The sequence below is a fragment of the Allobosea sp. FW305-C-101 genome, assembly GCF_058783685.1.
On the sequence record NZ_JBYSYT010000001.1, the window covers coordinates 522,187 to 548,373 of the forward strand.

At 66.6% G+C, this 26,187-nt stretch carries 25 protein-coding genes, 1 tRNA gene and 1 riboswitch; of the genes, 9 read left to right on the top strand and 17 right to left on the bottom strand.

Translation table 11 applies throughout. The features are described from left to right. Positions 1-10: 10 nt before the first annotated feature. Positions 11-1,558 carry a methyl-accepting chemotaxis protein gene (locus tag AC3WMA_RS02460; RefSeq protein ID WP_492283818.1) on the top strand — a complete coding sequence of 516 codons (1,548 nt, stop codon included), beginning with the start codon at positions 11-13 and terminating at the stop codon, positions 1,556-1,558. A 15-nt stretch (positions 1,559-1,573) separates the two neighbouring features. On the opposite strand, the gene ccrA is transcribed toward AC3WMA_RS02460, so the two are convergent. Continuing rightward, positions 1,574-2,845: a crotonyl-CoA carboxylase/reductase gene (ccrA, locus tag AC3WMA_RS02465; RefSeq protein WP_492283819.1), complete on the bottom strand. Its 1,272-nt coding sequence runs from the start codon at positions 2,843-2,845 to the stop codon at positions 1,574-1,576. 301 nt (positions 2,846-3,146) lie between these two features. Between ccrA and AC3WMA_RS02470 the strand changes: the two genes are divergently transcribed. Continuing rightward, positions 3,147-3,449, top strand: coding sequence for a hypothetical protein (locus AC3WMA_RS02470; protein WP_492283820.1), 303 nt, complete (start codon positions 3,147-3,149; stop codon positions 3,447-3,449). A gap of 3 nt (positions 3,450-3,452) precedes the next feature. On the opposite strand, the gene AC3WMA_RS02475 is transcribed toward AC3WMA_RS02470, so the two are convergent. After that, positions 3,453-4,385, bottom strand: a complete 933-nt coding sequence (locus AC3WMA_RS02475) for a PLP-dependent cysteine synthase family protein (RefSeq protein WP_492283821.1) — start codon at positions 4,383-4,385, stop codon at positions 3,453-3,455. A gap of 104 nt (positions 4,386-4,489) precedes the next feature. Here AC3WMA_RS02475 and AC3WMA_RS02480 point away from each other — a divergent pair, with 104 nt between their 5' ends. After that, positions 4,490-4,909, top strand: a complete 420-nt coding sequence (locus tag AC3WMA_RS02480; protein ID WP_492283822.1) for a MarR family winged helix-turn-helix transcriptional regulator — start codon at positions 4,490-4,492, stop codon at positions 4,907-4,909. Positions 4,910-4,912: 3 nt separating this feature from the next. Here AC3WMA_RS02480 and ubiG read toward each other — a convergent pair whose 3' ends face one another. Further along, complete coding sequence (gene ubiG, locus AC3WMA_RS02485; protein ID WP_492283823.1) at positions 4,913-5,674, bottom strand: bifunctional 2-polyprenyl-6-hydroxyphenol methylase/3-demethylubiquinol 3-O-methyltransferase UbiG; 762 nt, start codon at positions 5,672-5,674, stop codon at positions 4,913-4,915. A 133-nt stretch (positions 5,675-5,807) separates the two neighbouring features. On the opposite strand from ubiG, the gene AC3WMA_RS02490 reads away from it, so the two are divergent. Then, positions 5,808-7,046 (top strand): aspartate kinase, encoded by a 1,239-nt coding sequence (locus AC3WMA_RS02490; RefSeq protein ID WP_492283824.1) that lies wholly within the window; start codon positions 5,808-5,810, stop codon positions 7,044-7,046. A gap of 126 nt (positions 7,047-7,172) precedes the next feature. Here the strand turns inward: AC3WMA_RS02490 and AC3WMA_RS02495 are convergent, their stop codons facing one another. The 4 genes from AC3WMA_RS02495 to AC3WMA_RS02510 all read right to left on the bottom strand — a co-directional run bounded on the left by AC3WMA_RS02495 (position 7,173) and on the right by AC3WMA_RS02510 (position 12,882). After that, complete coding sequence (locus AC3WMA_RS02495) at positions 7,173-10,307, bottom strand: efflux RND transporter permease subunit (protein ID WP_492283825.1); 3,135 nt, start codon at positions 10,305-10,307, stop codon at positions 7,173-7,175. Continuing rightward, the gene (locus AC3WMA_RS02500; RefSeq protein ID WP_492283826.1) at positions 10,304-11,497 is read right to left on the bottom strand and encodes an efflux RND transporter periplasmic adaptor subunit; all 1,194 of its coding nucleotides are present in this window, start codon (positions 11,495-11,497) and stop codon (positions 10,304-10,306) included. The genes AC3WMA_RS02495 and AC3WMA_RS02500 overlap by 4 nt, the downstream gene beginning before the upstream one ends. 15 nt (positions 11,498-11,512) lie before the next feature. Next, on the bottom strand, positions 11,513-11,983 hold the full coding sequence (locus AC3WMA_RS02505) for a MarR family winged helix-turn-helix transcriptional regulator (RefSeq protein ID WP_492283827.1): 471 nt from the start codon (positions 11,981-11,983) through the stop codon (positions 11,513-11,515). Between the two features lie 107 nt (positions 11,984-12,090). Further along, on the bottom strand, positions 12,091-12,882 hold the full coding sequence (locus AC3WMA_RS02510; RefSeq protein WP_492283828.1) for an enoyl-CoA hydratase/isomerase family protein: 792 nt from the start codon (positions 12,880-12,882) through the stop codon (positions 12,091-12,093). 174 nt (positions 12,883-13,056) lie between these two features. Here AC3WMA_RS02510 and AC3WMA_RS02515 point away from each other — a divergent pair, with 174 nt between their 5' ends. From AC3WMA_RS02515 to AC3WMA_RS02525, 3 genes are all read left to right on the top strand, one after another. Further along, the gene (locus AC3WMA_RS02515) at positions 13,057-14,148 is read left to right on the top strand and encodes an NADH:flavin oxidoreductase/NADH oxidase (RefSeq protein ID WP_492283829.1); all 1,092 of its coding nucleotides are present in this window, start codon (positions 13,057-13,059) and stop codon (positions 14,146-14,148) included. A gap of 102 nt (positions 14,149-14,250) precedes the next feature. Next, positions 14,251-15,744, top strand: a complete 1,494-nt coding sequence (locus tag AC3WMA_RS02520; protein ID WP_492283830.1) for a carboxypeptidase M32 — start codon at positions 14,251-14,253, stop codon at positions 15,742-15,744. A gap of 134 nt (positions 15,745-15,878) precedes the next feature. Further along, complete coding sequence (locus tag AC3WMA_RS02525) at positions 15,879-16,193, top strand: Rdx family protein (RefSeq protein ID WP_492283831.1); 315 nt, start codon at positions 15,879-15,881, stop codon at positions 16,191-16,193. A 165-nt stretch (positions 16,194-16,358) separates the two neighbouring features. On the opposite strand, the gene AC3WMA_RS02530 is transcribed toward AC3WMA_RS02525, so the two are convergent. Genes AC3WMA_RS02530 through thiO form a run of 4 tightly spaced genes read right to left on the bottom strand, consistent with a single transcriptional unit; the run spans position 16,359 to position 18,930 of the window. Then, a complete protein-coding gene (locus AC3WMA_RS02530) occupies positions 16,359-16,967 on the bottom strand; it encodes a thiamine phosphate synthase (RefSeq protein WP_492283832.1) in 609 nt (202 codons plus the stop codon). A gap of 14 nt (positions 16,968-16,981) precedes the next feature. Further along, the gene (locus AC3WMA_RS02535) at positions 16,982-17,752 is read right to left on the bottom strand and encodes a thiazole synthase (protein WP_492283833.1); all 771 of its coding nucleotides are present in this window, start codon (positions 17,750-17,752) and stop codon (positions 16,982-16,984) included. 1 nt (position 17,753) lies between these two features. Next, a complete protein-coding gene (gene thiS / locus AC3WMA_RS02540) occupies positions 17,754-17,951 on the bottom strand; it encodes a sulfur carrier protein ThiS (protein WP_492283834.1) in 198 nt (65 codons plus the stop codon). Next, entirely contained in the window at positions 17,935-18,930 is a 996-nt protein-coding gene (gene thiO, locus AC3WMA_RS02545; protein WP_492284728.1) for a glycine oxidase ThiO, read from the bottom strand. Before thiO ends, thiS begins: the two co-directional genes overlap by 17 nt. A 78-nt stretch (positions 18,931-19,008) precedes the next feature. After that, positions 19,009-19,110, bottom strand: a riboswitch (TPP riboswitch). Between the two features lie 208 nt (positions 19,111-19,318). Here thiO and AC3WMA_RS02550 point away from each other — a divergent pair. Next, positions 19,319-19,409, top strand: a tRNA-Ser gene (locus AC3WMA_RS02550). A gap of 94 nt (positions 19,410-19,503) precedes the next feature. Here the strand turns inward: AC3WMA_RS02550 and AC3WMA_RS02555 are convergent. From AC3WMA_RS02555 to AC3WMA_RS02565, 3 genes are all read right to left on the bottom strand, one after another. Next, positions 19,504-19,851, bottom strand: a complete 348-nt coding sequence (locus AC3WMA_RS02555; RefSeq protein WP_492283835.1) for a hypothetical protein — start codon at positions 19,849-19,851, stop codon at positions 19,504-19,506. A 62-nt stretch (positions 19,852-19,913) separates the two neighbouring features. After that, positions 19,914-20,426 (bottom strand): amino acid ABC transporter permease, encoded by a 513-nt coding sequence (locus tag AC3WMA_RS02560; protein WP_492283836.1) that lies wholly within the window; start codon positions 20,424-20,426, stop codon positions 19,914-19,916. A 59-nt stretch (positions 20,427-20,485) separates the two neighbouring features. After that, positions 20,486-21,775 (bottom strand): hypothetical protein, encoded by a 1,290-nt coding sequence (locus tag AC3WMA_RS02565; protein ID WP_492283837.1) that lies wholly within the window; start codon positions 21,773-21,775, stop codon positions 20,486-20,488. Positions 21,776-21,955: 180 nt separating this feature from the next. Here AC3WMA_RS02565 and AC3WMA_RS02570 point away from each other — a divergent pair, with 180 nt between their 5' ends. Beyond that, on the top strand, positions 21,956-22,837 hold the full coding sequence (locus tag AC3WMA_RS02570; protein WP_492283838.1) for a LysR substrate-binding domain-containing protein: 882 nt from the start codon (positions 21,956-21,958) through the stop codon (positions 22,835-22,837). 16 nt (positions 22,838-22,853) lie between these two features. Here AC3WMA_RS02570 and AC3WMA_RS02575 read toward each other — a convergent pair whose 3' ends face one another. Genes AC3WMA_RS02575 through AC3WMA_RS02585 form a run of 3 tightly spaced genes read right to left on the bottom strand, consistent with a single transcriptional unit; the run spans position 22,854 to position 26,154 of the window. After that, complete coding sequence (locus AC3WMA_RS02575; protein ID WP_492283839.1) at positions 22,854-24,284, bottom strand: S41 family peptidase; 1,431 nt, start codon at positions 24,282-24,284, stop codon at positions 22,854-22,856. A 48-nt stretch (positions 24,285-24,332) separates the two neighbouring features. After that, on the bottom strand, positions 24,333-25,235 hold the full coding sequence (locus tag AC3WMA_RS02580) for an ABC transporter permease (protein WP_492283840.1): 903 nt from the start codon (positions 25,233-25,235) through the stop codon (positions 24,333-24,335). Continuing rightward, positions 25,228-26,154 carry an ABC transporter permease gene (locus AC3WMA_RS02585; protein WP_492283841.1) on the bottom strand — a complete coding sequence of 309 codons (927 nt, stop codon included), beginning with the start codon at positions 26,152-26,154 and terminating at the stop codon, positions 25,228-25,230. Before AC3WMA_RS02585 ends, AC3WMA_RS02580 begins: the two co-directional genes overlap by 8 nt. Positions 26,155-26,187: the final 33 nt, after the last annotated feature.

Here is a 26,187-nt window from a genome sequence, read left to right on the forward strand (position 1 = left end):
GTTTGTGACGATGCCCAGCGATTCTCCCCCTCTTCCTGCCGAAGGCGCCGAACTGCTCGACAGCGAGCATGAAGGCTTCGCCACCTTCGCACGCAATGCGCTGGCCTCGGCCATCCTGAACTTTGCCGCCGTGGTCGCCGTCGCGGCCATACTGTGGCGCCCGGACCGCGTGCCCGTCCTGATCGGCTGGGTTACGGTCACGCTGGCCTACTCGCTGTCGATGGGGCTCGATCTCGCCGCCTGGCGCAACCGCCTGCATGAGCGCTCGCCCTGGCCGATGCGGATCGTGCATCTGCGCGCGCCTGTTCTCGGGTTGATCTGGGGCGTGCTGCCCTGGATCGCCGGCCCGACCACCGATCCCCGCGAGAATATCGCGATCGGCCTCGTCATCACCGGCATGATCGCGAGCGGCATGACCCGCTTCGTCGTCGTGCCGCGCGCGGCGCTGATCTATGGCATCACGCTCGGCGCGACCTGCACTCTCGCCTTCGCCCAGCATTCCCTAGAGACCGCAGCGACGGCCGCAGTGCTGCTCGCGCTCTATCTCGTATTCATGACCCGGCACGTCACGGCCTATGGCGCGACGCTGGCGGACGCCGTGCGCGGCCGCAATGCCGCGATCGAAAGCAGCCGGGAGCGCGCCCGGCTCCAGCAAGACGCCCTGGCGGAACGCGACGAGACGAGCCGGCGGCATCAGGAATTGATGGAAGTCGTCGCGGCTTTCCGCCAGTCGATGGCAGGCTTCCAGGACGTGGTGAGGCGCGAGACCCGGGGCATCGCGGCCAGCACGGCCTCGCTCTCCGGCGCAGCCGAAACCACCGCGAACCAGGCTGGAGCCGCCCGCAGCGCCGCCGCGAGCGCCACTGGCGAGATCGACGCCATCGCCGCCGGCACCGGCCATCTCAACGACGCGATCGCCCTGATCGGCGAGCGGACCTATCGCGCCGGCGCTGTGATCAGCGATACCGTCTCGATCAGCGCGACGGCGATGACCGACATCGCCCAACTCTCGGCGGTGATGCTGGGCATCACCGGTATCGTCGAAATGATCCAGGCCATCGCCGGGCGCACCAACCTGCTCGCCCTCAACGCGACGATCGAGGCGGCGCGTGCCGGCGAGGCCGGGCGCGGCTTCTCCGTCGTCGCCGCCGAGGTCAAGGGTCTCGCCGCGCAGACAGCCGAGGCCAGCAACGAGATCATCGCCCGGATCGGCGCGATCGGTGCGTCGGCCGGGAATGTCACGCGCTCGATCGAAGCGATCCGCCAGGCCGTCCTCGATGTCGACGACGTCACGCATGCGATCGTCTCGGCCGTCGAGGAGCAGCGGGCCTCGACCGCCGCGATGGCGAGCAATATCGATTCTGCGGCGGACCACAGCCGCCAGGCGACCGAACGCGTCGAAGAAGCTTACAACGCGGTGGGCGAGACCAAGGCCGAGATCGGGAAGGCCCGCCAGGCGGCCGAGGTGATGGCCGAGGTGGCCGGATCGCTTGCCACCTCGGTCGACGACTTCCTGCGCCGCATGGAAGCGGCGAATGCCGGCGGGCGCGCCGCCTGAGCGGCTTGAACCGCCTCAGCCCGTCAGAGCCTCCGCCACGTCCTCATAGGTCCTGAGGCCCGTGCGCGGGGCATAGACCAGCACGGACATGTTGCCCGGCGCATGCTCGTTCTTCCACATCTTGTGATGGGCGAGCGGGATCTTGTCCCAGGGGAAGACCTCGGACATGCAAGGGTCGATGCGCCGGTCGATGACGAACTGGTTGGCGGCGCTGGCCTGCTTGAGATGGGCGAAATGCGAGCCCTGCACGCGCTTCTGCCGCATCCAGACATAGCGGGCGTCGAAGGTGATGTTGAAGCCCGAGGTTCCCGCGCAGAACACCACCATCCCGCCGCGCTTGGCGACCAGGCAGGAGACCGGGAAGGTCGCCTCGCCCGGATGCTCGAAGACGATGTCGACATCCTTCTTGCCGGTGATGTCCCAGATCGCCTTGCCGAACTTGCGGGCCTCCTTGGTCCACTCGTTGTACTCGGGCGAGTTGACCTTGGGCATCTGGCCCCAGCAGTTGAAATCCTTGCGGTTGATCACGCCCTTGGCGCCGAGGCTCAGCACGTAGTCGCGTTTGGTCTCGTCGGAGATCACGCCGATGGCGTTGGCGCCGGAGGCCGCGCAGAGCTGCACGCCGAAGACGCCGAGGCCGCCGGACGCGCCCCAGACGAGGACGTTGTCGCCGGGCTTGATGGTGTGAGGGGCATGGCCGAACAGCATGCGATAGGCGGTGGCCAGCGTCAGCGTGTAGCAGGCGGCCTCCTCCCAGGCGAGGTGCTTGGGCTTGTGCATCAGCTGGCGCGACTGCACCCGACAGAACTGGGCGAAGGAGCCGTCCGGCGTCTCGTAGCCCCAGATGCGCTGGGTGGACGAGAACATCGGGTCGCCGCCATTGCACTCCTCGTCGTCGCCATCATCCTGGTTGCAGTGGACGATGACCTCGTCGCCGACCTTCCAGCGCTTCACCTTGGAGCCGACCGCCCAGACGATGCCCGAGGCATCGGAGCCGGCGACGTGGAACGGTGCCTTGTGGACGTCGAAGGGCGAGATCGGCTGGCCGAGGCCGGCCCAGATGCCGTTGTAGTTGACGCCGCCGGCCATCACGAGGAGCAGCACCTCCTCCTCGCCGATCGACCAGGTCGGCACGACCTCGACCTGAAAGCTCTCCTGCGGCGCTCCATGGCGCTCGCGCCGGATCGCCCAGGCGTACATCTTCTCCGGGACATGGCCGAGCGGCGGCAGTTCATCGAGCTCGTAGAGATCCTTGAGCGGCTTCACGGCGGCCTGCGACTTGGACATGGTCGTCTCCCCTGCTCTCTCTTCCGTCGTTGCCCGGCCCGGAGCTCTGCCTCGGACTGGGACGCCGATCATGCACCATATGTTGCGCTGCGCCATTAACCTAAGGAATCACACCGCAGCGCAAAACCCCCTCTTTCCAACGCTTGCGCTTTCTTCATCGTTTGCCACGATGCTGATGGCCTGCGCGACGCTCGCGCATCGGACCGAATGCCTACATTCAGTCCGATGCTTCGGGTTTCTGATTTTGCATCGGCCCGAAAACCGCTCCCCATTTTTCGGGCCGATGCTCTAAGGAGAAACGATGCCCGGTCTGCTGAAGATGATCGGCGTGCCCGACATGCCCATGCTGTCCGTGTTCCTGCTCGTCACGATGATCGTGCTCGGCGCGATGCTGCTCGGCTGGTTCGCCGATGTTCTGCTCAAAGATGCCGGCTTCGGCGTGATGCTCAATACCGGCATTGTGCTGCTCGGCGCCTTCGCCGGGGCCTGGCTCTGGCACCGCTACGGCATCCCGACGCGCTTTCCGGCCGAGGCGGTGCGGGCCGCCATCGCGACGGGCTCCGGCCTGCTGCTGCTGATCGGACTGGCGGTCATCCGCCCCTGAGCGTCAGACGTCGAGCCTCGCGCCGAAGCTGTTCAGGTATTTCATCCCGGTATCGCACATCAGCGTGACAATGGTCGCGCCGGGGCCGAGGCGCTCGGCCAGGCGCAATGCGGCCGTGACATTGCCGCCGGTCGAGGTGCCCGCAAACAGCCCCTCCTCCCGCGCCAGACGCAACGCCATCGCCGTCGCCTCATCCGTCGAGACCGGCTCGATGGCGTCGACGAGATCGGCCCGCCAGAGCGGTACGACATAGCCGGCGCCGATGCCGTCGATCTTGTGCGCGCCGGTCGGGCCGCCCGACAGCACCGCGGATTCGGCCGGCTCGACCGCCATCAGCACGACCTTGGGGTCGTGCCTGAGCAAGGCTTCCCCCGTCCCGCGCAGGGAGGCAGCCGTGCCGACGCTCTGGACAAAGCCGCAGATGCGACCACCGGTCTGCTCCCAGATCTCGTCCGCCAGCCGGTCATAGGCCGCGAGCTGGTCGGTATTGCGCATCTGGTCGGTCCAGAACGCCCCAGTCCCGGCCGCGATGACGCGGGCCGCCTCGATCATGTCCTTCGTCAGCTTCTCGGTCATGCGGCCGGATTCGCTGGGGATGATCGTCAGCTCGGCCCCGAGCAGGCGCATATGGGTCAGCTTCTCGCGAGCGAAGGCATCCGACGTAACGATGTGCAGGCGGTAGCCCTTCACCGCGCAGACCTGCGCGAGCGAAACGCCGGTGCTGCCGCCGGTGTATTCGACGACGCTGCCACCGGGCTTGAGCCGCCCATCGCGCTCAGCCGCCTCGATCATCGCCAGGGCCATCCGGTCCTTCATGCTGCCGGTCGGGTTCTCGCTCTCGATCTTCAGGAGGACGCGCGCGCCATTCGCCGGCACGATCCGGCGCAGCGGCAGGAGCGTGGTGCCGCCGATACGGCTCAGGATGTCGATGGGCATGGCGGATTCCCGGAAGGTAATTAGATGTATATGCAATTATTGTATCTACATGTAAATTCCGATTCGCCATGAACAGACAGAGCGGATTGCGGGACGACGTACGGATGCTGGCCGCCAGCTGCCCCGGCTTGGCCATCCGGCAAGCTGCGCGGCGGGTCACGCAGTTCTATGAAGATGCGTTGCAGGACAGCGGATTAAGCGTCGCGCAACTCGGCCTCATGGCGCTGATCGCGACGAGCGCGGACGACCGCATGGCTGCGCTGGCGGCGCGCGCCGGACTCGACCCCTCGACGCTGTCCCGGAACCTGAGAGGGCTGGAACGCGACGGGCTGATCGAGATCGCGTCGGTGGAGAAGGATCTGCGCCGGCGCGCCGTCTGGCTGACGGAGAGCGGGCTCAGGCGCCTTCAAGAAGCCTTGCCGGCCTGGAAGGCCACCCAGGCCCGGATCACGGAAATCTTCCCGGCCGATCTGCTGCAACGGATCACCGCCGCAAGCGAAAAGCTCGCCGGGCAGAACGATTGAGCGTCAGGCCTGACCGCCCCGGCTGGCGGCGAGCATGTAGTTCACATCCATGTCGCGCGAAGCGCTCCAGCGGCCGGTCAGCGGGTTGAAGACCACGCCGGTCTGCGTGCCGATCGTAAAGCCGTTGCCTTTGATGGCGCCGCCGAGTTCGGCCGGGGTCACGAACTTTTCCCAGTCATGCGTGCCCTTCGGCAGCCAGCGCAGCACGTATTCCGCGCCGACGATGGCGAGCGCGTAGGATTTCAGCGTGCGGTTGAGCGTCGCCATCACCAGCAGGCCGTCCGGCTTCACCGCCGCGCAGCAGGCGGCGACGAAGGCCTCGACATCGGCGACATGCTCGACCACCTCCATCGCCAGCACGATGTCGAAGCGCTTGCCGGCTTCGACCACTGCCTCGATCGTCTCCTCGCGATAGTCGATCGAAAGCCCGCTCTTCTCGGCGTGGGCGCGCGCGACCGCGATATTGGTCGGGGCCGGATCGAGGCCGGTGACCTCCGCGCCCAGCCGCGCGAGCGGCTCCGAAAGCACGCCGCCGCCGCAGCCGATGTCGACGAGGCTCAGGCCACCGAGCGCCCGCATCGTCTTCGGATCCCGCCCGAAATGGGCGCAGGCCTCGTCGCGGACATAGGCCAGCCGGACCGGATTGAACTTGTGCAGGACGGCCATGGGCCCCTTCGGGTCCCACCAGTCACGGGCGATCGCATCGAAGCGGGCGACCTCGGCCGGGTCGATCGTCGAGCCTGTGCGCTGGGTCGCAGCCGCCATGAACCGGTCCTTCGCTTATGCGATGCCGCATTGACACCGCGCCTGTCGCCCGTCATCTACACCCGCCCCGCCGCAAGTGCGAGGGCGAGTTTTCGACCCGGCCCCGGCCGGGACAGCTATCGAAAAGACCGTCATGGCCCGTCTGGTGATGAAATTCGGCGGCACCTCTGTCGCCACTGTCGAGCGGATCAAGAACGCGGCGCGCCACGTCAAACGCGAGTTCGACGCCGGCCACGAGGTCGCGGTCGTGGTTTCCGCGATGTCGGGCAAGACCAACGAGCTCGTCGGCTGGTGCAAGGAAGCAGCCCCGATGTTCGATCAGGCCGAGTACGACACCGTCGTCGCCTCGGGCGAGCAGGTCACTTCCGGGCTGATGGCGATCGTCCTCCAGGAGATGGGCATGCCGGCGCGCTCCTGGCAGGGCTGGCAGATCCCGCTTTACGGCTCCGACGCGCATGGCTCTGCCCGGATCGAGAGCGTCGACGGCGCCGGTATCCTCGCGGGCTTCGACCGCAACCGCGAGATCGCGGTCTGCTCCGGTTTCCAGGGCATGAACCCGCGCACGCATCGCATCGTCACGCTCGGTCGCGGCGGCTCGGACACCAGCGCGGTCGCGCTCGCGGCCGGCCTCAAGGCCGATCGCTGCGACATCTACACCGATGTCGACGGCGTCTACACCACCGATCCGCGCGTGGTGCCGAAGGCCCGGCGCATGGACAAGGTCTCCTTCGAGGAAATGCTCGAAATGGCCTCGCTCGGCTCCAAGGTGCTGCAGGTGCGCTCGGTCGAGATCGCCATGACCCAGCGCGTGCCGACCTATGTGCGCTCCTCCTTCGACGACCCCGACAATCCCAATCCTGGCACCCTCATCTGCGACGAGGACGACATCGTGGAACAGCAGATCGTCACCGGCATCGCCTTCTCCCGGGACGAAGCCCAGATCACCCTCCGCCGCGTGGCCGACAAGCCCGGCGTCGCCGCGGCGATCTTCGGCCCGCTCGCCGATGCCAATATCAATGTCGACATGATCATCCAGGTCGTCTCGGACGACCAGGCGACGACCGACATCACCTTCACCGTGCCGACGGCCGATTACGAGCGCGCCAGGACGCTGCTCGAGAGCAAGCACGACACGATCTCCTACCAGGAGATCCAGGGCGCGACGGACGTTGTGAAGATCTCGGCGATCGGCGTCGGCATGCGCTCGCATGCGGGCGTCGCGGCGCGCGCCTTCCGGGCGCTGGCCGAGAAGGGCATCAACATCCGCGCGATCACCACCTCCGAGATCAAGTTCTCGGTGCTGATCGACTCGGCCTATACCGAGCTTGCGGTGCGCACGCTGCACTCGCTGTATGGGCTCGACGCGGCCTGAGGCTAAGTTCAGGCGTCATGCTCGGGCTTGACCCGAGCATCTCCCGCCGCGAAGGCTCCCGAGCCTCGCCTTCCTGAGATTCTCGGGTCTGCGCTTCGCTCAGCCCGAGAATGACGGAGCAGCGCATCACTCCGCCGGATGCGTGACCGGCGGCGGCGCCTGCTTCGTCCCGCGGATAGAACCGCCGAGCTTCACCAGCCCTTCCGAGAGCCTGTCCATGTAGAGGAACAGGACGGGCGTGATGAACAGCGTCAGCACCTGCGAGATCATCAGGCCGCCGACCACGGCGATGCCGAGCGGCTGACGCAATTCGGCGCTGGCGCCGGCACCGAGCGCGATCGGCAAGGTGCCCATCAGCGCGGCCAGCGTCGTCATCAGGATCGGCCGGAAGCGCATCACGCAAGCCTGGTGGATCGCCTCCTGCGCCGATTGGCCCTCGCGCCGGAGCACCAGCGCCACGTCGATCATCATGATCGCGTTCTTCTTGACGATGCCGATCAGCATCAGAAGCCCGATGATGGCAATGACCGAGAGCTCGAGGTCGAAGAGTCTCAATGCGCCGAGCGCCCCGACCGCCGCCGATGGCAGGCCGGTCAGGATGGTCAGCGGGTGGATGAAGCTCTCGTAGAGGATGCCGAGCACGATATAGATCGTCAGGATCGCGCCGGCGATCAGCAAGCCCTGGTTGGCGAGCGAATCCTGGAAGGTCTTGGCCGTGCCGGCAAGCGTGGTCGAGATCGACCGGGGCAAGCCGAGTTCGTCCTTGATCGCCGCGATGCGATTGACGCTGTCGCCGAGCGCGACGCCGGCCGGCAGGTTGTAGGAGATCGTCACCGCCGGAAGCTGGCCGAGCTGGTTGACGGTGAGCTGGCCGGCCGTGCGCTCGATCCGGGCGATGGCGCCGAGCGGCACCAGCGTGCCGGATTTGGTGCGGACGCGGATGGCGTTCAGGCGCTCCGGCGTCCAGTGCTCGTTCGGATTGAACTCGACGACGACATTGTAGCTGTCGCCGGCGGTGTAGATCGTCGAGACTTGCCGAACTCCGAAGCCGGAATAGAGCGTCGCGCGCAGGATGTCGGAACCGATGCCGAGCGCATTGGCCTTGTCGCGATCGACCACGACCGTCGCCTGCAGGGCGTTGTCCTGCAGGTCGGTCGTGACGTCGACGAAGGCCGAGCGGTCGCGGCTCATCGCGTCGGCAAGGCGCACCGCCCAACCGTTCATCTGCTGCTGGTCGAGCCCCTGCACGACGAGCTGGTACTGGCTCTTCGAGGAACGAGCGCCGATGCGCAGGTTCTGCACGGGTGTCATATAGGTGCTGATGCCCGCGACCTGAGCGAGATCGCGCCTGAGCGAGGCCAGCACGGCGTCAATCTTAGGCCGCTCGTCGAGCGGCTTCAGTTCGACGAAAAGGCGGCCGGCATTGAGCGCGCTGCCACCGCCGCCATTGCCGCCGACGGTCGAGGCGACATGCGCGACATAAGGCGACTTGCGGAAGACCTCGGCGACCTCGGCCTGCAATTTCTGCATCGCGTCGAAGGAGATGTCCTGCCGCGCCTCGGTCGAGACCTGGAGCTGGCCGATATCCTCCTGCGGGAAGAAGCCCTTCGGCGCGCTCTGGAGCAGCCAAACGCTGCCGGCCATGGTCAGGAAGAAGGCGATGAGCATCAGCGGCTGGAAGCGCAGGCAGAATTTCAGGCCAGCATCATAGCCAGCAAGCAGCTTGTCGAAGCCCTTCTCCAGCCAGCGGCCGAGCGCGTTCTCCTGATGATGCTCGGAATAGCCGGAAAGCAAGCGCGAGCAGAGCATCGGCGTCAGCGTCAGCGAGACGAAGGCGGAAGCGAGGATCGAGACCGTCACCACCACCGCGAACTCGTTGAAGATGCGGCCGATGACGCCGCCCATCAGCAGCACGGGGATGAAGACCGCGACCAGCGAGAGCGAGATCGAGATGATGGTGAAGCCGATCTCGCCAGCGCCCTTGAGCGCGGCGTCGTAGGCCGAGAGGCCGTCCTCCTCCATGTGGCGGACGATGTTCTCGAGCATGACGATGGCGTCGTCGACGACGAGGCCGACCGAGAGCGTGAGCCCCAACAGCGAGATGTTGTCGATCGAGAAGTTGAGCAGGTACATCACCGCCAGCGTGGCGATGATCGAGATCGGCACGGCGACCGCCGGGATGAAGGTCGCGGCGACCCGGCGCAGGAAGACGAAGATCACCATCACCACGAGCGCGATGGTGAGCAGCAGCGTGAACTGCACGTCCTCCACCGCCTGGCGGATCGAGGTCGAGCGGTCGTTCAGCAGCGAGAGGGAGGCTGCCGCCGGCAACTGGTCCTCGAAGGCCGGGATCATCGCCTTGACGCGGTCGACCACCTCGACGGTGTTGGCATCGGGCTGGCGCTGCACGGCAAGCACGATCGCGGGCATGCCGTCATAGGTGCTGCGGGTCTGGGTGTTCTCGACGGAATCGATCACCTTGGCGACGTCGCCGAGCCGGACCGGCTTGCCAGAGCGCGTGGTGATGATGACGTGGGCGAACTGGGCGGCATCGGCGAGCTGCGTCTTTGCCTGGATGGTGAGCTGCTGTGCCGAGTTCTGGATCGTGCCGACCGGCGTATTGGCGTTGGTCGCGGTGATCGCCTGCTGCAACTCGTCGAGGCCGATGCCGCGTGCGGCGAGCGCCGTCGGGTCGATCTGGATGCGCACCGCATATTTCTGGCTGCCCCAGATCAGCACCTGCGCGACGCCGTCCACGGTCGAGAGCGCCGGCGAGATCACCTGCTGGGCGAAGGCGTCGAGCTGCGACAGCGGCACGACATCGCTCTTCAGCGCCATCAGGATGATCGGCGCATCGGCCGGGTTCACCTTGCGGTAGCTCGGCTGCGTCGTCATCTCGATCGGCAATTGCCGCTGGGTGCGGGCGATCGCGGCCTGGACGTCGGCGGCCGCCGCGTCGATATCGCGGTTCAGCACGAACTGGATCGCGATCGAGGTCGAGCCCTGCGAATTGGTGGTCGAGATCGAATCGATGCCGGCGATGGTGGCGAACTGCTTGATCAAGGGCGTCGCGACCGAGGTCGCCATGGTGTCTGGCGAGGCGCCAGGCAATTGCGCTGAGACGTTGACGACCGGGAACTCGGCGCGCGGCAAGGCCGCGACCGGCAGGAAGCGCCAGGCGAAGAGCCCCGCCAGCACCAGCGAGACCGACATCAGAATGGTCGCGACGGGGTGGCGGATGCAGAAACCGGAGACATTCATGAGCGTGCGCCCTCCGCAACCGGCGTCGCCTGCGCCGGCTTCTCGCCGGTGGCCGCGCGCTCGCGCACCTTGGTGCCCTGCTTCAGCCGCATCTGGCCGTCGGTGACGACGCGCTCGCCCGGCGCGATGCCCTCGGTCACCGCCGTACGCTCGCCATCGCTGAGCGCGACCTTGATCTGGCGGAGATCGACGGTGGAATCCGGTTTCACGACGAAGACATAGGGCCCCTTCTGGCCGGTCTGGACAGCGACGGTCGGGATCACCGCGACACCCGTCAGGGTCTCAGGAATGATCTCGACATCGACATATTGCCCGGGCCAAAGGCTGAGGTCGTCATTGGCGAAGGCGGCCTTGGCGGTGATCGTGCCGGAGGTGATGTCGACGGTGGAATCGACGAAGTTGAGCTTGCCCTCGGCTGCGGTGCGGGCGGCGTTCGGCACCCGCGCGGTCACCGGCACAGGCTTCGCGGCCGCCAGCGCTCCTTGCAGGGTCGGCAATTCGCTCTCCGGCATCGCGAAGGAGACGCGCAGCGGCTTCATCTGGGTGATGGTCAGGAGGCCGGTGCCGCTGCTGTTGGCGCTGGCATTGACGAGATTGCCCGGCGTGACCTGCACCGTGCCGATGCGCCCGTCGATCGGCGCGGTGATGCGGGTGTAGCTCAGCTTGAGGCGATCGGCGTCGAGCGTCGCGTGGTCGCCCTGAATGCTGGCGGCGGAGCTGCGCTCATCGGCCGTCGCCTGATCGACCTGTGCCTGCGTTCCGGCATTGCGGGCGAAGAGCTGCTTGTAACGATCGAGATCGGCGAGGTTGCGGGTATGGGTGGCCTCGTCGCGGGCCAGCATCGCCTCGTCCTTGGCGATCTGGGCCTTGATGTCGCGATCGTCGAGGGTGAAGAGCAGGTCGCCGGCCTTGACGAACTGCCCGTCGGTGACGTGCTGAGCCATGATCTGGCTGTCGATGCGCGAGCGCACAAGCACGCTCGCCGGCGTCTCGACGAAGCCGATCGCGTGCTTGCGCACCGGGAAATCGGCCTGGATCGCGGCCGCCGTGACGACCGCGACCGGAGCCCCCTCACCGCGCCCGCCGCGGGCCGTATGCGCGACCTCAGGCGAGCGCGAATGCCAATACCAGGCTCCGCCGGCTGCAAGGCCGATGGCAACGACGCCGATGATCAATCCTGAACGCTTCATCTGATGTCCATTCGCTCAGGCTGCGTCGTCGGCGGAGGCCGGCGCCTTGTCTTCGGATCGGGCGCGAATCTGCTCGCGGATCGTCGAGAGCGTGCCGAGCGCCGACAGGATCGCGTCCTCCTCGGCCTCTCCGAGAATCTCGTCGGCGATCTCGGTGCGGACGGCATCGAGCTCGTCGACCAGCGTCCGCCCCTCCGGGGTGAGGAAGAGCCGATAGGCGCGGCGGTCGGCAGGGTCCTCGCGGCGCTCGATCAGGTTCTGGCTCTGCAGGCGGTCAAGGAGGCGCGCGAGCGAGATCGGCTGGAGGTCCATCTGCTCGGCGAGCGCAGCCTGGTTCAGCCCCTCCTGACGCCTGAGGCGGGACATCACCCCCCATTGCGCTCGCGTCGTGCCGTGCTGGCGGGCGCGCTGCTCGACATAGGTCCGGAGCAGCCGCGAGGTTTCAACGAGCTGGAAAACCAATTCCCGCCGCAAAGGTCGCTTCATTCGCAGGCCTCCAAATCGTAAGCCTGCTTATCATATGTCCGATTACGGCATTTTCAGGAGCGGATTGTGCGGCGCACGCAAAGGTGAACAGGCGCCGTAGCCGCCCATCACCCACCGGTGAAGGCCGCCGGCCGCTTTTCCAGAAAGGCCGTCACGCCCTCGCGGAAATCGGCGGTCGCCGTCGTCTCGCGGAAGGCGTCGCGCTCTGCGTCGAGATGATCAGCGAGATCGGCGTCCGGAGCTTCCGCCAGCAAGGTGCGGATGCGGCCATAGGCGCCGGTCGGCCCCGCCGCGAGCTTGCGGGCCATTGCCAAGGCCTCGTCGCGCGCCTGGGCGGCCGGCACGACGCGGTTGACGAGGCCGATTTTTAGCGCCTCCTCGGCCCCGAACACATCAGCAAGCAGCGCGATCTCGCGTGCCTTGCGCTGGCCGACGAGGCGGGCAAGCCGGTAGGTGCCGCCGAGATCGGAGGTCGCGCCGATCCGGGAATAGGCCATGGTGAAGCGGGCATCATCGGCCGCGACCGCGAGATCGCAAGCGAGTGCGAGGCTGAAGCCGCCGCCCGCGACCGCTCCATGCAGGCAGGCGACAGAGGGCTGCGGCAAGGCGTCGAGCAAGCGCAGCGCCTCGTGCATCGGTGCCATGATCGCCTCGATACCGGCCGCGACATCGCTGCCGGCGAGAAACTGCGAGATATCGCCCCCGACGCAGAAGGAGCGGCCATTGCCCTGCAGCAGGATGGCGCGCACATCGCCGCTGGCCGCAATCACCTTCACCTGTGCGAGGAAGCGCTCCGCCATCGGCGCATCGATGGCGTTGAGCTGCGCCGGCCGATTGAGCGTCAGAATCGCGACGCCACCGTCACGGGTGAGCTGAACCGAATCGGATGCGTCGGCCATGGCGGTCTCCGGGAGCAGGGGCTGTCCTCCCGAGGCTAGCACCGGGATCGCCGGCCTCGCGAGGTGCATCTGCACGCATCGGGCATCGCGTTTGCGCGAGGGCCACTGGCCTTGGCCACGCGGCGGCTTCTAGACTGCGCGGGAAACCTGCCCCTTCCGAGACCCCATCCCGCCATGAGCCAGCTCTTCAGCCCCTATCAGCTTGGCAGCCTCACGCTCGCCAACCGTATCGTCATCGCCCCGATGTGCCAGTATTCGGCGCAGGACGGCTGCGCCAGCGACTGGCACACCATCCATCTCGGCCATCTCGCTTTGTCCGGCGCCGGCCTCCTGATCATCGAGGCGACGGCCGTCGAGCCGGATGGCCGGATCAGCCCGTTCGATCTCGGTCTCTGGTCCGACGAGACCGAAGCGGCGCTCGGCAAAGCGCTCGATTCCGCCCGGCGCTGGTCAGACATGCCGATCGCGATCCAGCTCGCCCATGCCGGCCGCAAGGCCTCCGTCGCGCAGCCCTGGAAAGGTGGCGGCCAGCTCGGCCTCGACCAGGGCGGCTGGACGGTCGAGGGGCCGTCCGAGCTCGGCTTCGAAAACTACCCGCGGCCGCCGCGCGCCCTCACCGGGGATGACATCGCCCGCCTGATCGAGGCCTTCGCGGATTCGGCCCGCCGGGCCGTGCGGCTCGGCTTCGCCGCGATCGAACTTCATGGCGCGCATGGCTACCTGATGCACCAGTTCCTCTCGCCGTTCTCGAACAGGCGCGAGGATGAGTATGGCGGCTCGCTGGAGAACCGCATGCGCTTCCCGCTCGCGGTTCTCGATGCGGTACGGGCGGTGGTGCCGGCGGGCTACCCGGTCGGTTTCCGCATTTCCGGCACGGACTGGGTCGAGGGTGGCTGGGATATCGAGCAGAGCATCGCCTTCGCCGCGGCGGCCAAGGCGCGCGGCGCCGACTTCATCGACATGTCCGGCGGCGGGCTGTCGGCGACGCAGAAGATCCCGCTCGGGCCGAGCTATCAGGTGCCACTGGCACGCGCGGTGAAGCAGGCGACCGGCATCACCACCATGGCGGTCGGCCTCATCACCGAGGCCGAGCAGGCCGAGGCGATCATCGGCACGGGCGAGGCCGATTTCGTCGCGCTGGCACGCGGCATCCTCTACAACCCGCGGTGGCCCTGGCACGCGGCGGCTCAGCTCGGCGCCACCGTCAAGGCGCCGAACCAGTATCTGCGCTCGCAGCCGCGGCAGTATTCCAAGCTGTTCGCCTGAAGCGCACGCCATCGTCGTTCCGGCCCGGCGCTGCTGACGCGGCTTGTCCGGGCCGGCGAAAACACTTCAATTGCGCCGCCCACTCCCACACCAGAGAGCTGCATGACCGCCTATTCCGACCTCTCCGCCCATTTCGGCCGCATCGCCGCGCTGTCGAACGCCATCGGCATCCTGCAATGGGACAACGATGTGATGATGCCGAAAGGCGCTGCCGAGACGCGGGCCGAAAGCATGGCGCTGCTGCGCGTCATGCGCCACGGCCTCTCGACCGATGCCCGCATCGGTGACTGGCTCGGCGCGGCCGAGAGCGACAGCAGCCTCGGCGCCTGGGAAAAGGCGAACCTGCGCGAGATCCGCCGCGTCTGGACGGTCGATACCGCCCTGCCCTCCGAGCTGGTGGAAGCGTCGAGCAAGGCGATCTCGGCCTGCGATATGCGCTGGCGTCAGGCGCGGGCCGATGCCGATTTCGCCGGACTCCTGCCCTATCTCGCCGAGGTTCTGAACCTGCAGCGCCAGATCGGCCGGGCCAAGGGCGAGAAGCTCGGCCTCTCCGCCTATGACGCGCTGCTCAACGATTACGAGCCCGATGGCCGCTCCGCCAAGATCGATGCGCTGTTCGACGATCTCGCTGCCTTCCTGCCGGCCTTCACGCAAGAGGCGATGGCGGTGCAGGCGCGCCGCCCGGCCCTGGCAGCGCTGGGAGGCCCTTTCGCGACCGAGACGCAGCGCGCGCTCGGCCTCAAGTTCATGGCGGCGCTGGGCTATGATTTCGAGCGCGGCCGCCTCGACATCTCGACCCATCCGTTCTGCGGCGGCGCCGACAACGACGTCCGCATCACCACGCGCTATGACGAGGCCGATTTCACCAAGGCGCTGATGGGCGTGCTGCACGAGACTGGCCACGCGCTTTACGAGCAGGGCCGGCCGCAGAGCTATCTCAACCAGCCGGTCGGCGCCGCGCGCGGCATGAGCCTGCATGAGAGCCAGTCGCTCCTGATGGAGATGCAGGCCTGCCGCTCGCGTCAGTTCCTCACTTACGCCGCGCCGCTGATGCGGGAGAGCTTCGGCGGTACGGGACCGGCCTGGGAGAGCGAGGCACTATGGCATCGCTATACCCGCGTGGAGCCCGGCTTCATCCGCGTCGATGCCGACGAGGTCACGTATCCCGCCCATGTCATCCTGCGCTACCGGCTGGAAAAGGCGCTGATCGCCGACGAGATGCCGCTCGCGGAGCTGCCCACCGCCTGGAATGCCGGGATGAAGTCCCTGCTCGGCGTCACCGTACCCAATGACCGGCTCGGCTGCCTGCAGGACATCCACTGGCCGTCCGGCGGCTGGGGCTATTTCCCGACCTATACGCTGGGCGCGATGACCGCGGCCCAGATCTTCGATGCCGCCTGCAAGGCGGAAAGCGCGATCCTGCCCGGCATCGGCAAGGGCGATTTCAACCCGCTGGTCGGCTGGCTGCGCGCCAATATCCACGACAAGGGCTCGCTGCTCCCGACCGACGACCTGCTGACCGAAGCGACCGGCCGGCCGCTCGACGCAGCCGTGTTCAAGGCTCACCTGCGCAGGCGCTATATCGACGAGGCGTGAGGGTCTTCATTTTATTTAGTTGAAACAAAAACTTAGCTCATAACTGGCGGCTGATCGGCCATGCAGCTTTCGGGCTTGCATCACAGCGCCCGAAGCGGGATGTCGGAGACGACCTCCCGCTTCGGTGACCGATCATGACCCAGAACAAGCCCGCCCCCCGCATCGCCATCACCTATTGCTCGCTATGCAACTGGATGCTGCGCTCCGCCTGGCTCGGGCAGGAGCTGCTCTCGACCTTCGGGCAGGATCTCGGCGAGGTCGCTCTGATCCCGCGCACCGGCGGCATCTTCCAGATCCATTACGACGGCGAGCTGATCTGGGACCGCAAGGCCGATGGCGGCTTCCCGGATTCCAAGGTGCTGAAGCAGCGCGTGCGCGACCGGCTCGACCCCGAGCGCAGCCTCGGCCATGTCGACGGGCACACGATGTCAGCCGAGGCGGAGAGCTGAGCTTCATACACCTCGCCGTCATCCCGGCCGCAGCGAAGCGGAGCGCCGGGATCCATCGTCGGGCTCCGCGCTCTACGATGGATCCCGGATCGGCGCGGCTTCGCCGCTTGTCCGGGATGACGGAGGGGTTCGATATCAAGCCTGGAAGCGCAGCCGTGCGCCCTCTCAGGCCGCGCGCTTCCGCGTCGCCGCGATCCAGGCCCTTAGCCGGCCCTCGGGATTGGCGTTCAGCGTGATGTCGGTCACAGCCGCAACGATGTCCGCGCCGGCCTCGAAGACGCCCGGCGCCCGTTCCAGCGAGATGCCGCCGATGCCGACCAGCGGCAGCTCGCCGATGCGGCGCTTCCATTCGCCGAGCCGCTCCAGTCCCTGCGGACCGAAGCGCATTGCTTTAAGGATCGTCGGATAGACCGGGCCGAGCGCGACATAATCGGGCTTCGCCGCCAGCGCCCGCTCCAGCTCGGGCTCGTCATGGCTGCTGATGCCGAGCTTCAGGCCCGCCTTGCGGATCCCATCGAGATCGGCGTCGTCGAGATCCTCCTGGCCGAGATGGATGAAGTCGCAGCCCTCGGCGATGGCGAGCTTCCAGTAGTCGTTGACGACGAGCACGCAACCGGCCGCGGCACAGAGCGTCTTCGCCCGGGCTATCTCGCGCGCGACCTCGGTCTCCGGGCGATCCTTGACGCGCAACTGCACCAGCTTCACGCCGAGCGGCAGCATCCGCTCCAGCCAATCGGCGCTGTCGAAGATGGGATAGAACGGATCGAACTTCATGCGGCAGCAATCTTTCAGGCGAGGAAGGCTTTGCCCATGACGGGCGTGGAGGGAGCGGCCATGTCGCGCGCCTCGATCGGCTGCGCGGCGAAAGCCTGACGGCCGGCGCGGATGGCAAGCGCGAAGGCTTCCGCCATCGCGGCGGGATCGCCAGCCTTGGCGACGGCGGTGTTGAGCAGGATGCCGTCATAGCCCAGCTCCATCGCCTGCGCGGCATGAGAGGGCAGGCCGATGCCGGCATCGACGACGAGGGGCACATCCGGGAAATGCTGGCGCATGCTGCGCAGGCCATAAGGGTTGTTGAGCCCCCTGCCCGATCCGATCGGCGCGCCCCAGGGCATCAAGACCTCGCAGCCGGCATCGAGCAAGCGCCCGCCGACGACGAGGTCCTCGGTCGTGTACGGGAACACCTTGAAGCCGTCGTCAGTGAGGATGCGGGCAGCCTCGACCAGCGCGATTACGTCCGGCTGGAGCGTGTCGTCCTCGCCGATCACCTCGAGCTTGATCCAGTCGGTGCCGAAGACCTCGCGCGCCATTTGAGCGGTGGTCACGGCCTCCTTGACGGTGTGGCAGCCGGCCGTGTTCGGCAGAACCTTGACGCCGAGCTCGCGGATCAACGCCCAGAAGGCCTGTCCGGCACCACCGGAGGATTCCCGGCGCAGCGACACGGTGACGACCTCGGCGCCGGAGCGCTTCACCGCCTCGGCCAGGATGGCGGGCGACGGGTATTGCGCGGTGCCCAGAAAGAGCGGGTTCTCTGGCTCGAAACCATAGAAGGACGCCATCTCAGCCTCCCTGCATCGGTGCGACGATCTCGATGTGGTCGCCCTCGCTTAAGGCCGTCTCGGCGCGCTTGCGGGCCGGCACGAAATCGCCATTCAGCGCGGTCGCGACGATGCGGCCGGCAAAGCCCAGCTCGGCCAGCGCCTCGGCCAAGGTCTTCGCGGCAACGGTCTGAGGCGCGCCGTTAAGCAGCAAGGTCATGCAGCATCTCCGGTGTGGATTGCGGGTTCAGCGCGGCCTCGGCTGCCATCCGCGCCATGGCGGGGCTGAGCAGGAAGCCGTGGCGATAGAGCCCGTTGACATGGATCACCCGACCACGACGCGTCAGCCGCGGCAGGTTGTCGGGAAAGGCCGGGCGGGCATCAGTGCCGATCTCGACCACCTCGGCTTCAGCGAAGGCCGGATGCAGCGCATAAGCTGCGCCGAGCAGTTCCAGCATGGCGCGGGCGGAGATGCGGCGGCGCTCGCCGCTCTCGATCATGGTCGCGCCGACCATGAAGAGCCCGTCGCCGCGCGGGACGATGTAGAGCGGGATGCGCGGATGGAGCAGCCGGACCGGCCGCGACAGGCTGATATCGTCGCTGCGCAGCAGCAGCATCTCGCCTTTGACCCCGCGTAGATCCGGCAGGACGTCGCGGGCCGCCAATCCCCGGCAATCGAGCACGATATCGGCATCGAGATCGGCCGGCTCCGCGGCGCTGTCGAATTGAATGACGGCACCGTTCGCGACAAGACGCTCGGCGAGCACAAAGATGGCTCTACGGGGGTCGAGATGCCCTTCGCCCGCGAAGAACAGCCCGCGCGAAAAAAGCCCGGCGAGATCGGGCTCCAGCCCGGCGATGGCTTCGCCGTCGATCTCCTCGAACTGGATGGTGCGCTGCCCGAAACGACGCAGCTCCGAACGATCGCGACTGGGCGCCACAACAAGCGTGCCATTGCGCACGACACCGCCGGCATAGCGCTCCCACCAATCGGCCGCCTGCTGACCAAGCCGGATCACCGGTTCCTCGGCACTCTCGCCCTCGCACCAGGGCGCGAGCATGCCCCCGGCATACCAGGAGCAAGCCTCGGCGCCGACGCGCGGGCCGCGCTCATGGATGGTTACCTGTACGCCGCGCGCCAGCAGTTCCGTCGCGCAGGCTAAACCGACGACGCCGGCGCCGACCACCGCGACATTCAGGCCCGACTGAAGGCGTTGCGCCGTCATGCTCTTCCCTGCTCCCGGAAAGGCAGCGGCCTGGGGCACGAGCAAGACATCTGCGAGCCGAAGACCGTTCCCTTCGCCGGCATTACCCGGATCAGGTACGATGGGTTGGCGCGGAACACGCCTCTCAGCCTTTCGGCACCCCAACGGACAGGTTCAATCTAGTGGCTGGCCAGCGGAGGAGCAAGGCAAGCCGACGCAGGGCTCGACTGTGTGCTGTGCTGGTTGCTGCGGGGGTCCCCAGAGCACTCCCTTCACACGGGAGTGCTCTGGGGTTGGCTTGGACACATGCACAGGCTGCGCAAAGGAAATTGCCGGCGAGACTTGTCAAACGCCTCGGCAATCGGGCATAGAGCCTCTCGCCGGAGACGTGGCCGAGAGGCTGAAGGCACTCGTTTGCTAAATGAGCATACCCCACAAGGGTATCGAGGGTTCGAATCCCTCCGTCTCCGCCACTTTTTCCTTCGATTTTCCAATCGCTTGGATTGGGCACGAAAGCGATCTCGCAAAAGAAGCGCGAGCGCTTTTGCGCAGCGCTCGCGAATCTCCTCAGCCTTTCGGCAGCGGCATGAACCGCACCTGTCCAGCGAGTGCGTTGGCGTGGCTTCTCAAGCTGGGGATACCGGGCCTGAAAGGCCACGGATGATCGTGACTTCGCCCGTTTCGACGGAATTGCCACAGTCGGTGAGCGCGCGGAAATACCGATGCCATGTCGATGGGGCTCGCTGCGCGGTCAGGCCGCCGCCCTGTCACAAACGGCACGGCCTGGAAGAGCGCGACATAGACCCTGGCGAAAAGCTGCAGGGCCTTGTTGCCGGAAACGGCGAGGATCGCGAGCCCGGTGCCGCCGACGATGACGCCGGCAATGGCGACCAACGTGACTTGCAGCGTGACCAAGACACCCGCGCCGATCACGCCCCCTGGCGGCCAAGATACTGTCCCAGTCGAGCGCCAACATCTCAGGCCCCCATCATGCCCGGAAGCCGGATGCGCCGCTGGACCCCTTCCATCAGGCGCAGGATGGCGACGTTCAGCGCCATATAGGCGAGCGTCACCACGATGAAGGATTCATAGGGTTGCGCGGTGAAATCGACGAGCTGCCGCGCCTGGCCGCTGAGTTCGAGCAGCCCGATCGTCGAAGCGACCGCGGAATTCTTCGAGATGATCAGAAACTCGGAGGTCAGCGGCGGCAGGATGCGCCGGAAGCATTGCGGCAGCAGCACGTGGCGGAATGCCGGGACCAGCCGGAAACCGAGTGCCTGCGCGGCCCGGAGCTGGCCGGGCGGCAGGGCGGCGAGCCCGGCGCGGACCTGCTCGCAGATGCGCGCGCCGGTGAAGAAGCCGAGCGCCAGCACGGAGACGACGAAGACCTGGGTGCTCGGCGTGATGCTCTTGATCCAGTCGCCGACCGTCGTGGGCAAGACCTCCGGCATGACGAAAAACCAGATGAAGAACTGAACGATCAGCGGCACGTTGCGGCAGCACCCAGGCAAGTCGATAGCATCGTCTTCATGTCGATGATCCTCCCTCGCTAAGAACTGACGATCGACGAGACGTCGATCACGTACATCTGCCGCTCATGCTCGTGCATCGAATCGATGCAGACGCGGCGGCCGTCCTGGCTCCAGCGCGGATGGAGATCGCAACGGTTCTCCTTGGTCAGCGCGGGATCGGTGTAGAAGCTGCCGATGTCGTGACGGACGCCCCTGGCGATGTCGTAGAGGATCAGAATCCGCTCGTTGCTGGCGGGGTCGGGGTAGGTGTCGGTCAGGAGCCAGCGCTGGTCGACCGGCGAATAGGTCATGTGACCGTTCTCGGTCAGCACGCCCCGGCCGATGACGGACACGCCGACCGGCTCCGCATCGGCGTAGAGATGGTAGTGGATCGAGCCGGCATGCGGCCCCCAGACGATGATGTGGCCGTCGTCGCGCCAGAGCGGATGGGAAATCTGGTACTCGGACTTCTCGTAATCGAAGGTGCCGACCGCGCCCGGGTCGAAATCATCCTGCAATTGCGGCAGCGGGTGGTCCGAGCATTCCAGCAGCCGGATATTGCCGCCGTCGGGGTCCATCGTGATCAGTCGATGGAGGAAGCAGGTCTCGTCCTCGACGCGCTCGGTCCAGCGATGCAGGAAGAGGATGCGGCTGGAGAACGGGTTGATCTCGATATGGCTGACCCAGTGGATCGCCTTGTCCATGGACGGGCGCTGATCCAGGGCCTTGAGATCGGCATAGCTGACGAGCAGCCGGGTCTCGCCGGTCTCGATGTCGAGCCGGTGGATGCCGTCATCGGCCGGGCAGAGCGGCAGGTCGGTGCGGCGGCCGGCAAGCCCGACATAGCCGATGGTGCGGTGGGTGACGTAGAGCCGCTCGTAATCGACGGTCAGCGCGTAACGGCCATTGGGAGCCGCCACATAGATCGGCGTGTCGAGGTCCCGCGAGCTGCCGCTGGCGAGATCGAAGATGACCGAGCCGAAGCCGGGATAGAGCCCCCTGCCGTGACGGGTGCGGACATTGTAGATCAGCCGTTCGCTGCGGGCCGCATCGAGCCATTGCAGCTGGGCGCCCATCTGCCAGTTCCAGGCGGTCGTCCGCCCGCACGGGTGGAAGGCGCCGTCACCGGCCAGGTCGAAATGGCCGACTTCGGCGGCGCTGTCCGGCATCAGCTCGAAGTCGCGCGCCGCGACACGATGGCCGAGCAGCAGACGATCGCCGGCGCCCCAGTTGGTCTTGTCGTAATAGCCGAAGAAGTGATGGCCGGGGCCGCCCCCGACCCGGTGGGTCGGGCAGCTTCGCGCGATCGGTTGAACCAGGCTGTGCATCGCCGCCACTTGTGCTTTCGAGATCCGGGCGGAGCTGCCCGCAGCGGTTCCGTCATCCGAAAACGGTGAGGAACAGGCCGCGAAGCTAATTCCTCAAGGGGATGAAAAAAAATTCTTTCTTAGAACATCCGTATGCAGAAATGATATACAGCAGGCGCCGTCGACACTGAGAGGACCGTCATGGGCAGGCCGTTGAATTTCCAGCAGATCCAGGTCTTCAAGACGGTGATGGAAACCGGCACGACGACCAAGGCCGCGATCGCGCTCAACACGACCCAGCCCTCGATCAGCCGCAAGCTCGCCGACCTGCAACAGGCCGCCGGGCTGCAGCTCTTCGAATTGCATCACGGAAGGCTGCGCCCGACCCGCGAAGGGCGGCATCTCTACCAATCGGTCCGCAAGCATTTCGAGGGGTTGGAGAAGATCGAGACCGTGGTCGGCATCCTCCGGAAATCCGGTGCGGGGGTGCTGCGCATCGGCAGCACCCCGACGCTCGCCACGGGCCTGCTGCCGAAGGTGATCGACCGCTTCATGCAGCGCTTCCCCGGCACCTTCATCAACCTGCAGACGGAGGCGACCCCGCAGCTCGAAGAGCATCTGCGTCAGGAGCTGGTCGATATCGCTCTCACCACCGGGACGATGGACACGGCCTTGTTTCAGTGCACGACGATCGCCCGGTCGAAGGCGGTCTGCATCGTGCCCCACGAGCACGAACTCGCCGGCCTGCCCTCGGTCGATCTCGACATGCTCCAGCGCTACCGGCTGATCCTGCTCAACGATTCCGACAATATCGTCATCCGCATGCGCGAATTGCTGGCCGTGGGCGGCTATCCCGAGGATGTCGCGGTGGAGACCAACTCGTCGATCACCATCTGCGCGCTGGTCGCTGCCGGCGTCGGGATCGGCGTCGTCAACCCCTATGTCGCCAACACGTTTGCCGGACAGTTCGCGATCAAGGACCTCAACCCGCCGATCCCGGTCGAGGTGTTGCTGGCGCAATCGATCACGATGGCGCCGTCGATGCTGACCAAGGCCTTTTCCGAGATGCTGGCTTCGCCCTAAGCGCCTCGACGAAAGTTCAGGCTCCGCGCCGCGCCATCGCCAGGGCGCGGTCGAGGATCGTGTCGGTCTCGCCCAGCCAATCCGACATCCGTGCTTCCATGAACAGATCGGGGGCAATGCCGAAGCCGTCATACATCTCGCCGGTCTTCTGGAAGGAGGCCATCGTCGAGAGGCGCACCCGGATGCCGCTGTTCGGCAGCAGGAAGGGAATGCTGTTGCCGCTGCGCCCGTTGCTCGCCGAGCCGACCAGCGTGACGTTTCGCCAGCCCTTGAAGGTCGAGACGAAGATGTCCCCGGCGCTGCCGACACCCCAGTCCATCAGGAGATAGACCGGCCGGTCGTAATGCGGCTTGCCGGGCAAGGCGCGAAGCACGCCGTAATACCAGTCGGTGAAATCCCCCTCGGGCACCTGCCATTGCGGATGGAAGCCGGTCAGCAGAGCTTCCAGAGCGGCCTTCTCATCGGCGGGGCGGCTCGAGTCGGCACGGAAGAACATGGCCTTGTCGTCGACCTTGAGCAGGTCGATCAGGGTCTGGACTGGCGTATCGGCCGGCGCTCTCAACCTCGCGACGTTGTGGATGTAAGGACCGTCCTCCGGCGTCATGAAATAGGGAAAGAGCGCCGACAAGCATTCGCGCGTGCCGCCGCCGCATTGCCTTGCGTCGATGATCAGGGAGTCCGTATCGCGCAGCGGTGCCATCAGCGCGTCGATGCGGGCGGCAAGCGCGCTGTCGCTCTGGGAGTAGATGCGGAGATAGCCGATATTCCCCAGCCGGACGCCGCTTTCGTTCGACAGCGGCAGCAGTGGCCCGGACGCCACCAGCGCCTCCGCGACCGGGATCATGACGGTCCTGGCCGAGCGGTTGGCCGCATCGCAGAGCTCGACGGCGATGGTCGGCTCATCCGGTAGCCCGAGTTCGGAACGCAGGTAACCGATATGGCGCAGCAGCCGCAGGCTGCGGACGAGACGCTGCGAGCGGGAGGCGTATGGCCCGCTCGCGATGTCGCCGGCTCGCTCCAGCCAACAGAAGAACGGCAGGCCATCGATCGACCGGACAAAAGGATGGTCCGCATCGAGCAGGACCCGTGCCTGCGGATCATAGGCGAAGGCCCGGTCGTTCTCGATGCCGATCGCGAAGGGGCTATAGCCGCCCGGCAGGGCCTGCATCCAGTCGACGACCTGGGCGTGGGAATCCCCGAGATGCTGGACGAGCTTCTGGACCTGCAGCGCGAGATTGCGGACCGAGACCTCGTCCGGCAGCTGCTCGCTCATCACCGCGATGGCGCGCTCATAGGGATAGGCCACGGCGGACACATAGGAGTGGCGGTCCCGAATGATGTCATGCAGCGCCTCCAGATCGGCCTGCGCCTCCCTGCGCGTGACGACCGTGTCGCTGGGGCCGCCTGCGAAGAGCTGGTTGTTCAGGAAGGATGCGAACGGGTTCATGACAGCCAATTGCCTTGGTGGTCGGGATCGTTGCTCAACCGGACAGCATCAGCGCGAGCGGGGATCGAAGGCGCGCCGGACGGCTTCGCCGAGCAGCACCAGCGCCAGCACGGTGACGGTCAGCACGAGGCTGGGGAAGAGCAGCATGTGCGGCGCACTGGCGAGATAGGGCTGAGCGTCGCTGATCGCGGTGCCCCATGAGATCACCGGCGGCTGCAAGCCCAGGCCGAGATAGGACAGGGTCGCTTCGGTGCCGACATAGCCGCCGAGCGACAGCGTCGCGAGAACGAGCAAGGGCGCGACCGAATTCGGCAGCACATGGCGCAGCGCAATCCGCAGGCTGCTTGCCCCCGCGGCGCGAGCGGCATCAACATATTCCGCGTTGCGGGTTTGCAGGACGCTCGCGCGCATCAACCGCGCCTCCGTGGCCCAGCCGAGCAGCGACAGCACCAGAGCGAGGCGCAGCACGCCGCTGCCCGAGCTGCCCAGCGTGGCGAGGATGACGATCGCTCCGAGCAGGGTCGGCAGGCCTAGGACGACATCGGTGACGCGCGAGATGACGGCATCGACCACGCCGCCCTTCAGGCCGGCGACCAGCCCCAGCATCCCGCCGATGAACGTGCTCCCCAGCGTCGCCAGAAGCGCCACGGACAGGGAGGCGCGAGCGCCATGGACCGTCCGCGCGAACACGTCGCAGCCCTGGATGTCGAAGCCGAACCAGCTTCCGTAGACAGGCGGCTTGCGCGAGTTCAGCAGGATGCAGCGCTGCGGATCGACCGAGGTGAAGAGGCCGGGCGCGATCGCCATCGCGACAAGGACCAGAAGGACCACGAGCGAGATCCAGACCAGGGGCGAGCGGGCGAGCTGCGCCAGTGCCTCTCCGGTGAGAGAGCGGCTGGGCCGGTGCGGCTCTGTTCCGGCGGGCGGAGCAGCCTGAAGAAGATCAGTCATAGCGGATCCGGGGGTCCAGCACGGCGTAGGAGAGGTCGACGAGGAGATTGATGAACAGGTAGGCGACGACGACCACGGTGACGGCGCCGACGATGGTGATGCCGTCATGGCTGCGGATCGACTGGACGATCAGCCCGCCAACGCCGCTGATGTTGAAGACGCCTTCGACGACGACGGCGCCAGCGAGCAAGCCGCCGATATCCTTCCCGATATAGGTCACGGCCGGGATCAGGCTGTTGCGCAGGGCATGCACGATGACGATGCGCGCTTCGCCGAGTCCCTTGGCCCGGGCCGTGCGGACATAGTCGCTCTGCATGGTCTCGATTACGGCCGAGCGCGTCAGGCGGGAGAGCGTGACCTGATGCGCCAGCGCCAGGACGATCGCCGGCAGCAGGAGCTCGAAGAAGCTCGTCGGATCGCTTACCGTCACCGGGAACCAGCCGAGCCGGACACCGAACACGAGCTGCGCCAGGTTTGCGACGACGAAACTGGGAAAGGCGATGATGCCCAGCCCCAGCATCATGGTCGCGGTATCGAATGTCTTGCCCGGCCGCAGCGCCGCGACGACGCCGATGGTGATGCCGAGCACGACCTCGATCAGCACGGCGAGCAGCGCCAGCCGCACCGTCGCGGGAAAGGCCGCGACGAGCTGCTCCGAGACGTCCCGTCCCGTGAACGAACGGCCGAGATCGCCGCGCGCGAGATCGCCGAGATAATAGCCGTAGCGCACGATCAGCGGGCGATCGAGCTTGAACTCCTCGGTCGCCGCCGCAACGAAGGCGTCCGGGCATTCCCGGTCGCCGCATTTGCCGGCGAGCGGATCCCCCGGCATGCCCCAGGCCAGGAAGAAGACCACGAAGGTCGTGCCCAGGAACACCGGGATGAATTGCAGGAGGCGGCGCAGGATATAGCCCGTCATGTCGTCGCTCGCGTTTCTCGGCCGTGGCGGATG

Coding starts and splice junctions, on each gene's coding strand:
- AC3WMA_RS02460 (WP_492283818.1), top strand. CDS start 11: ATGCCCAGCGATTCTCCCCCTCTTCCTGCCGAAGGCGCCGAACTGCTC.
- ccrA (WP_492283819.1), bottom strand. CDS start 2,845: ATGTCCAAGTCGCAGGCCGCCGTGAAGCCGCTCAAGGATCTCTACGAG.
- AC3WMA_RS02470 (WP_492283820.1), top strand. CDS start 3,147: ATGCCCGGTCTGCTGAAGATGATCGGCGTGCCCGACATGCCCATGCTG.
- AC3WMA_RS02475 (WP_492283821.1), bottom strand. CDS start 4,385: ATGCCCATCGACATCCTGAGCCGTATCGGCGGCACCACGCTCCTGCCG.
- AC3WMA_RS02480 (WP_492283822.1), top strand. CDS start 4,490: ATGCTGGCCGCCAGCTGCCCCGGCTTGGCCATCCGGCAAGCTGCGCGG.
- ubiG (WP_492283823.1), bottom strand. CDS start 5,674: ATGGCGGCTGCGACCCAGCGCACAGGCTCGACGATCGACCCGGCCGAG.
- AC3WMA_RS02490 (WP_492283824.1), top strand. CDS start 5,808: ATGGCCCGTCTGGTGATGAAATTCGGCGGCACCTCTGTCGCCACTGTC.
- AC3WMA_RS02495 (WP_492283825.1), bottom strand. CDS start 10,307: ATGAATGTCTCCGGTTTCTGCATCCGCCACCCCGTCGCGACCATTCTG.
- AC3WMA_RS02500 (WP_492283826.1), bottom strand. CDS start 11,497: ATGAAGCGTTCAGGATTGATCATCGGCGTCGTTGCCATCGGCCTTGCA.
- AC3WMA_RS02505 (WP_492283827.1), bottom strand. CDS start 11,983: ATGAAGCGACCTTTGCGGCGGGAATTGGTTTTCCAGCTCGTTGAAACC.
- AC3WMA_RS02510 (WP_492283828.1), bottom strand. CDS start 12,882: ATGGCCGACGCATCCGATTCGGTTCAGCTCACCCGTGACGGTGGCGTC.
- AC3WMA_RS02515 (WP_492283829.1), top strand. CDS start 13,057: ATGAGCCAGCTCTTCAGCCCCTATCAGCTTGGCAGCCTCACGCTCGCC.
- AC3WMA_RS02520 (WP_492283830.1), top strand. CDS start 14,251: ATGACCGCCTATTCCGACCTCTCCGCCCATTTCGGCCGCATCGCCGCG.
- AC3WMA_RS02525 (WP_492283831.1), top strand. CDS start 15,879: ATGACCCAGAACAAGCCCGCCCCCCGCATCGCCATCACCTATTGCTCG.
- AC3WMA_RS02530 (WP_492283832.1), bottom strand. CDS start 16,967: ATGAAGTTCGATCCGTTCTATCCCATCTTCGACAGCGCCGATTGGCTG.
- AC3WMA_RS02535 (WP_492283833.1), bottom strand. CDS start 17,752: ATGGCGTCCTTCTATGGTTTCGAGCCAGAGAACCCGCTCTTTCTGGGC.
- thiS (WP_492283834.1), bottom strand. CDS start 17,951: ATGACCTTGCTGCTTAACGGCGCGCCTCAGACCGTTGCCGCGAAGACC.
- AC3WMA_RS02565 (WP_492283837.1), bottom strand. CDS start 21,775: ATGCACAGCCTGGTTCAACCGATCGCGCGAAGCTGCCCGACCCACCGG.
- AC3WMA_RS02570 (WP_492283838.1), top strand. CDS start 21,956: ATGGGCAGGCCGTTGAATTTCCAGCAGATCCAGGTCTTCAAGACGGTG.
- AC3WMA_RS02575 (WP_492283839.1), bottom strand. CDS start 24,284: ATGAACCCGTTCGCATCCTTCCTGAACAACCAGCTCTTCGCAGGCGGC.
- AC3WMA_RS02580 (WP_492283840.1), bottom strand. CDS start 25,235: ATGACTGATCTTCTTCAGGCTGCTCCGCCCGCCGGAACAGAGCCGCAC.
- AC3WMA_RS02585 (WP_492283841.1), bottom strand. CDS start 26,154: ATGACGGGCTATATCCTGCGCCGCCTCCTGCAATTCATCCCGGTGTTC.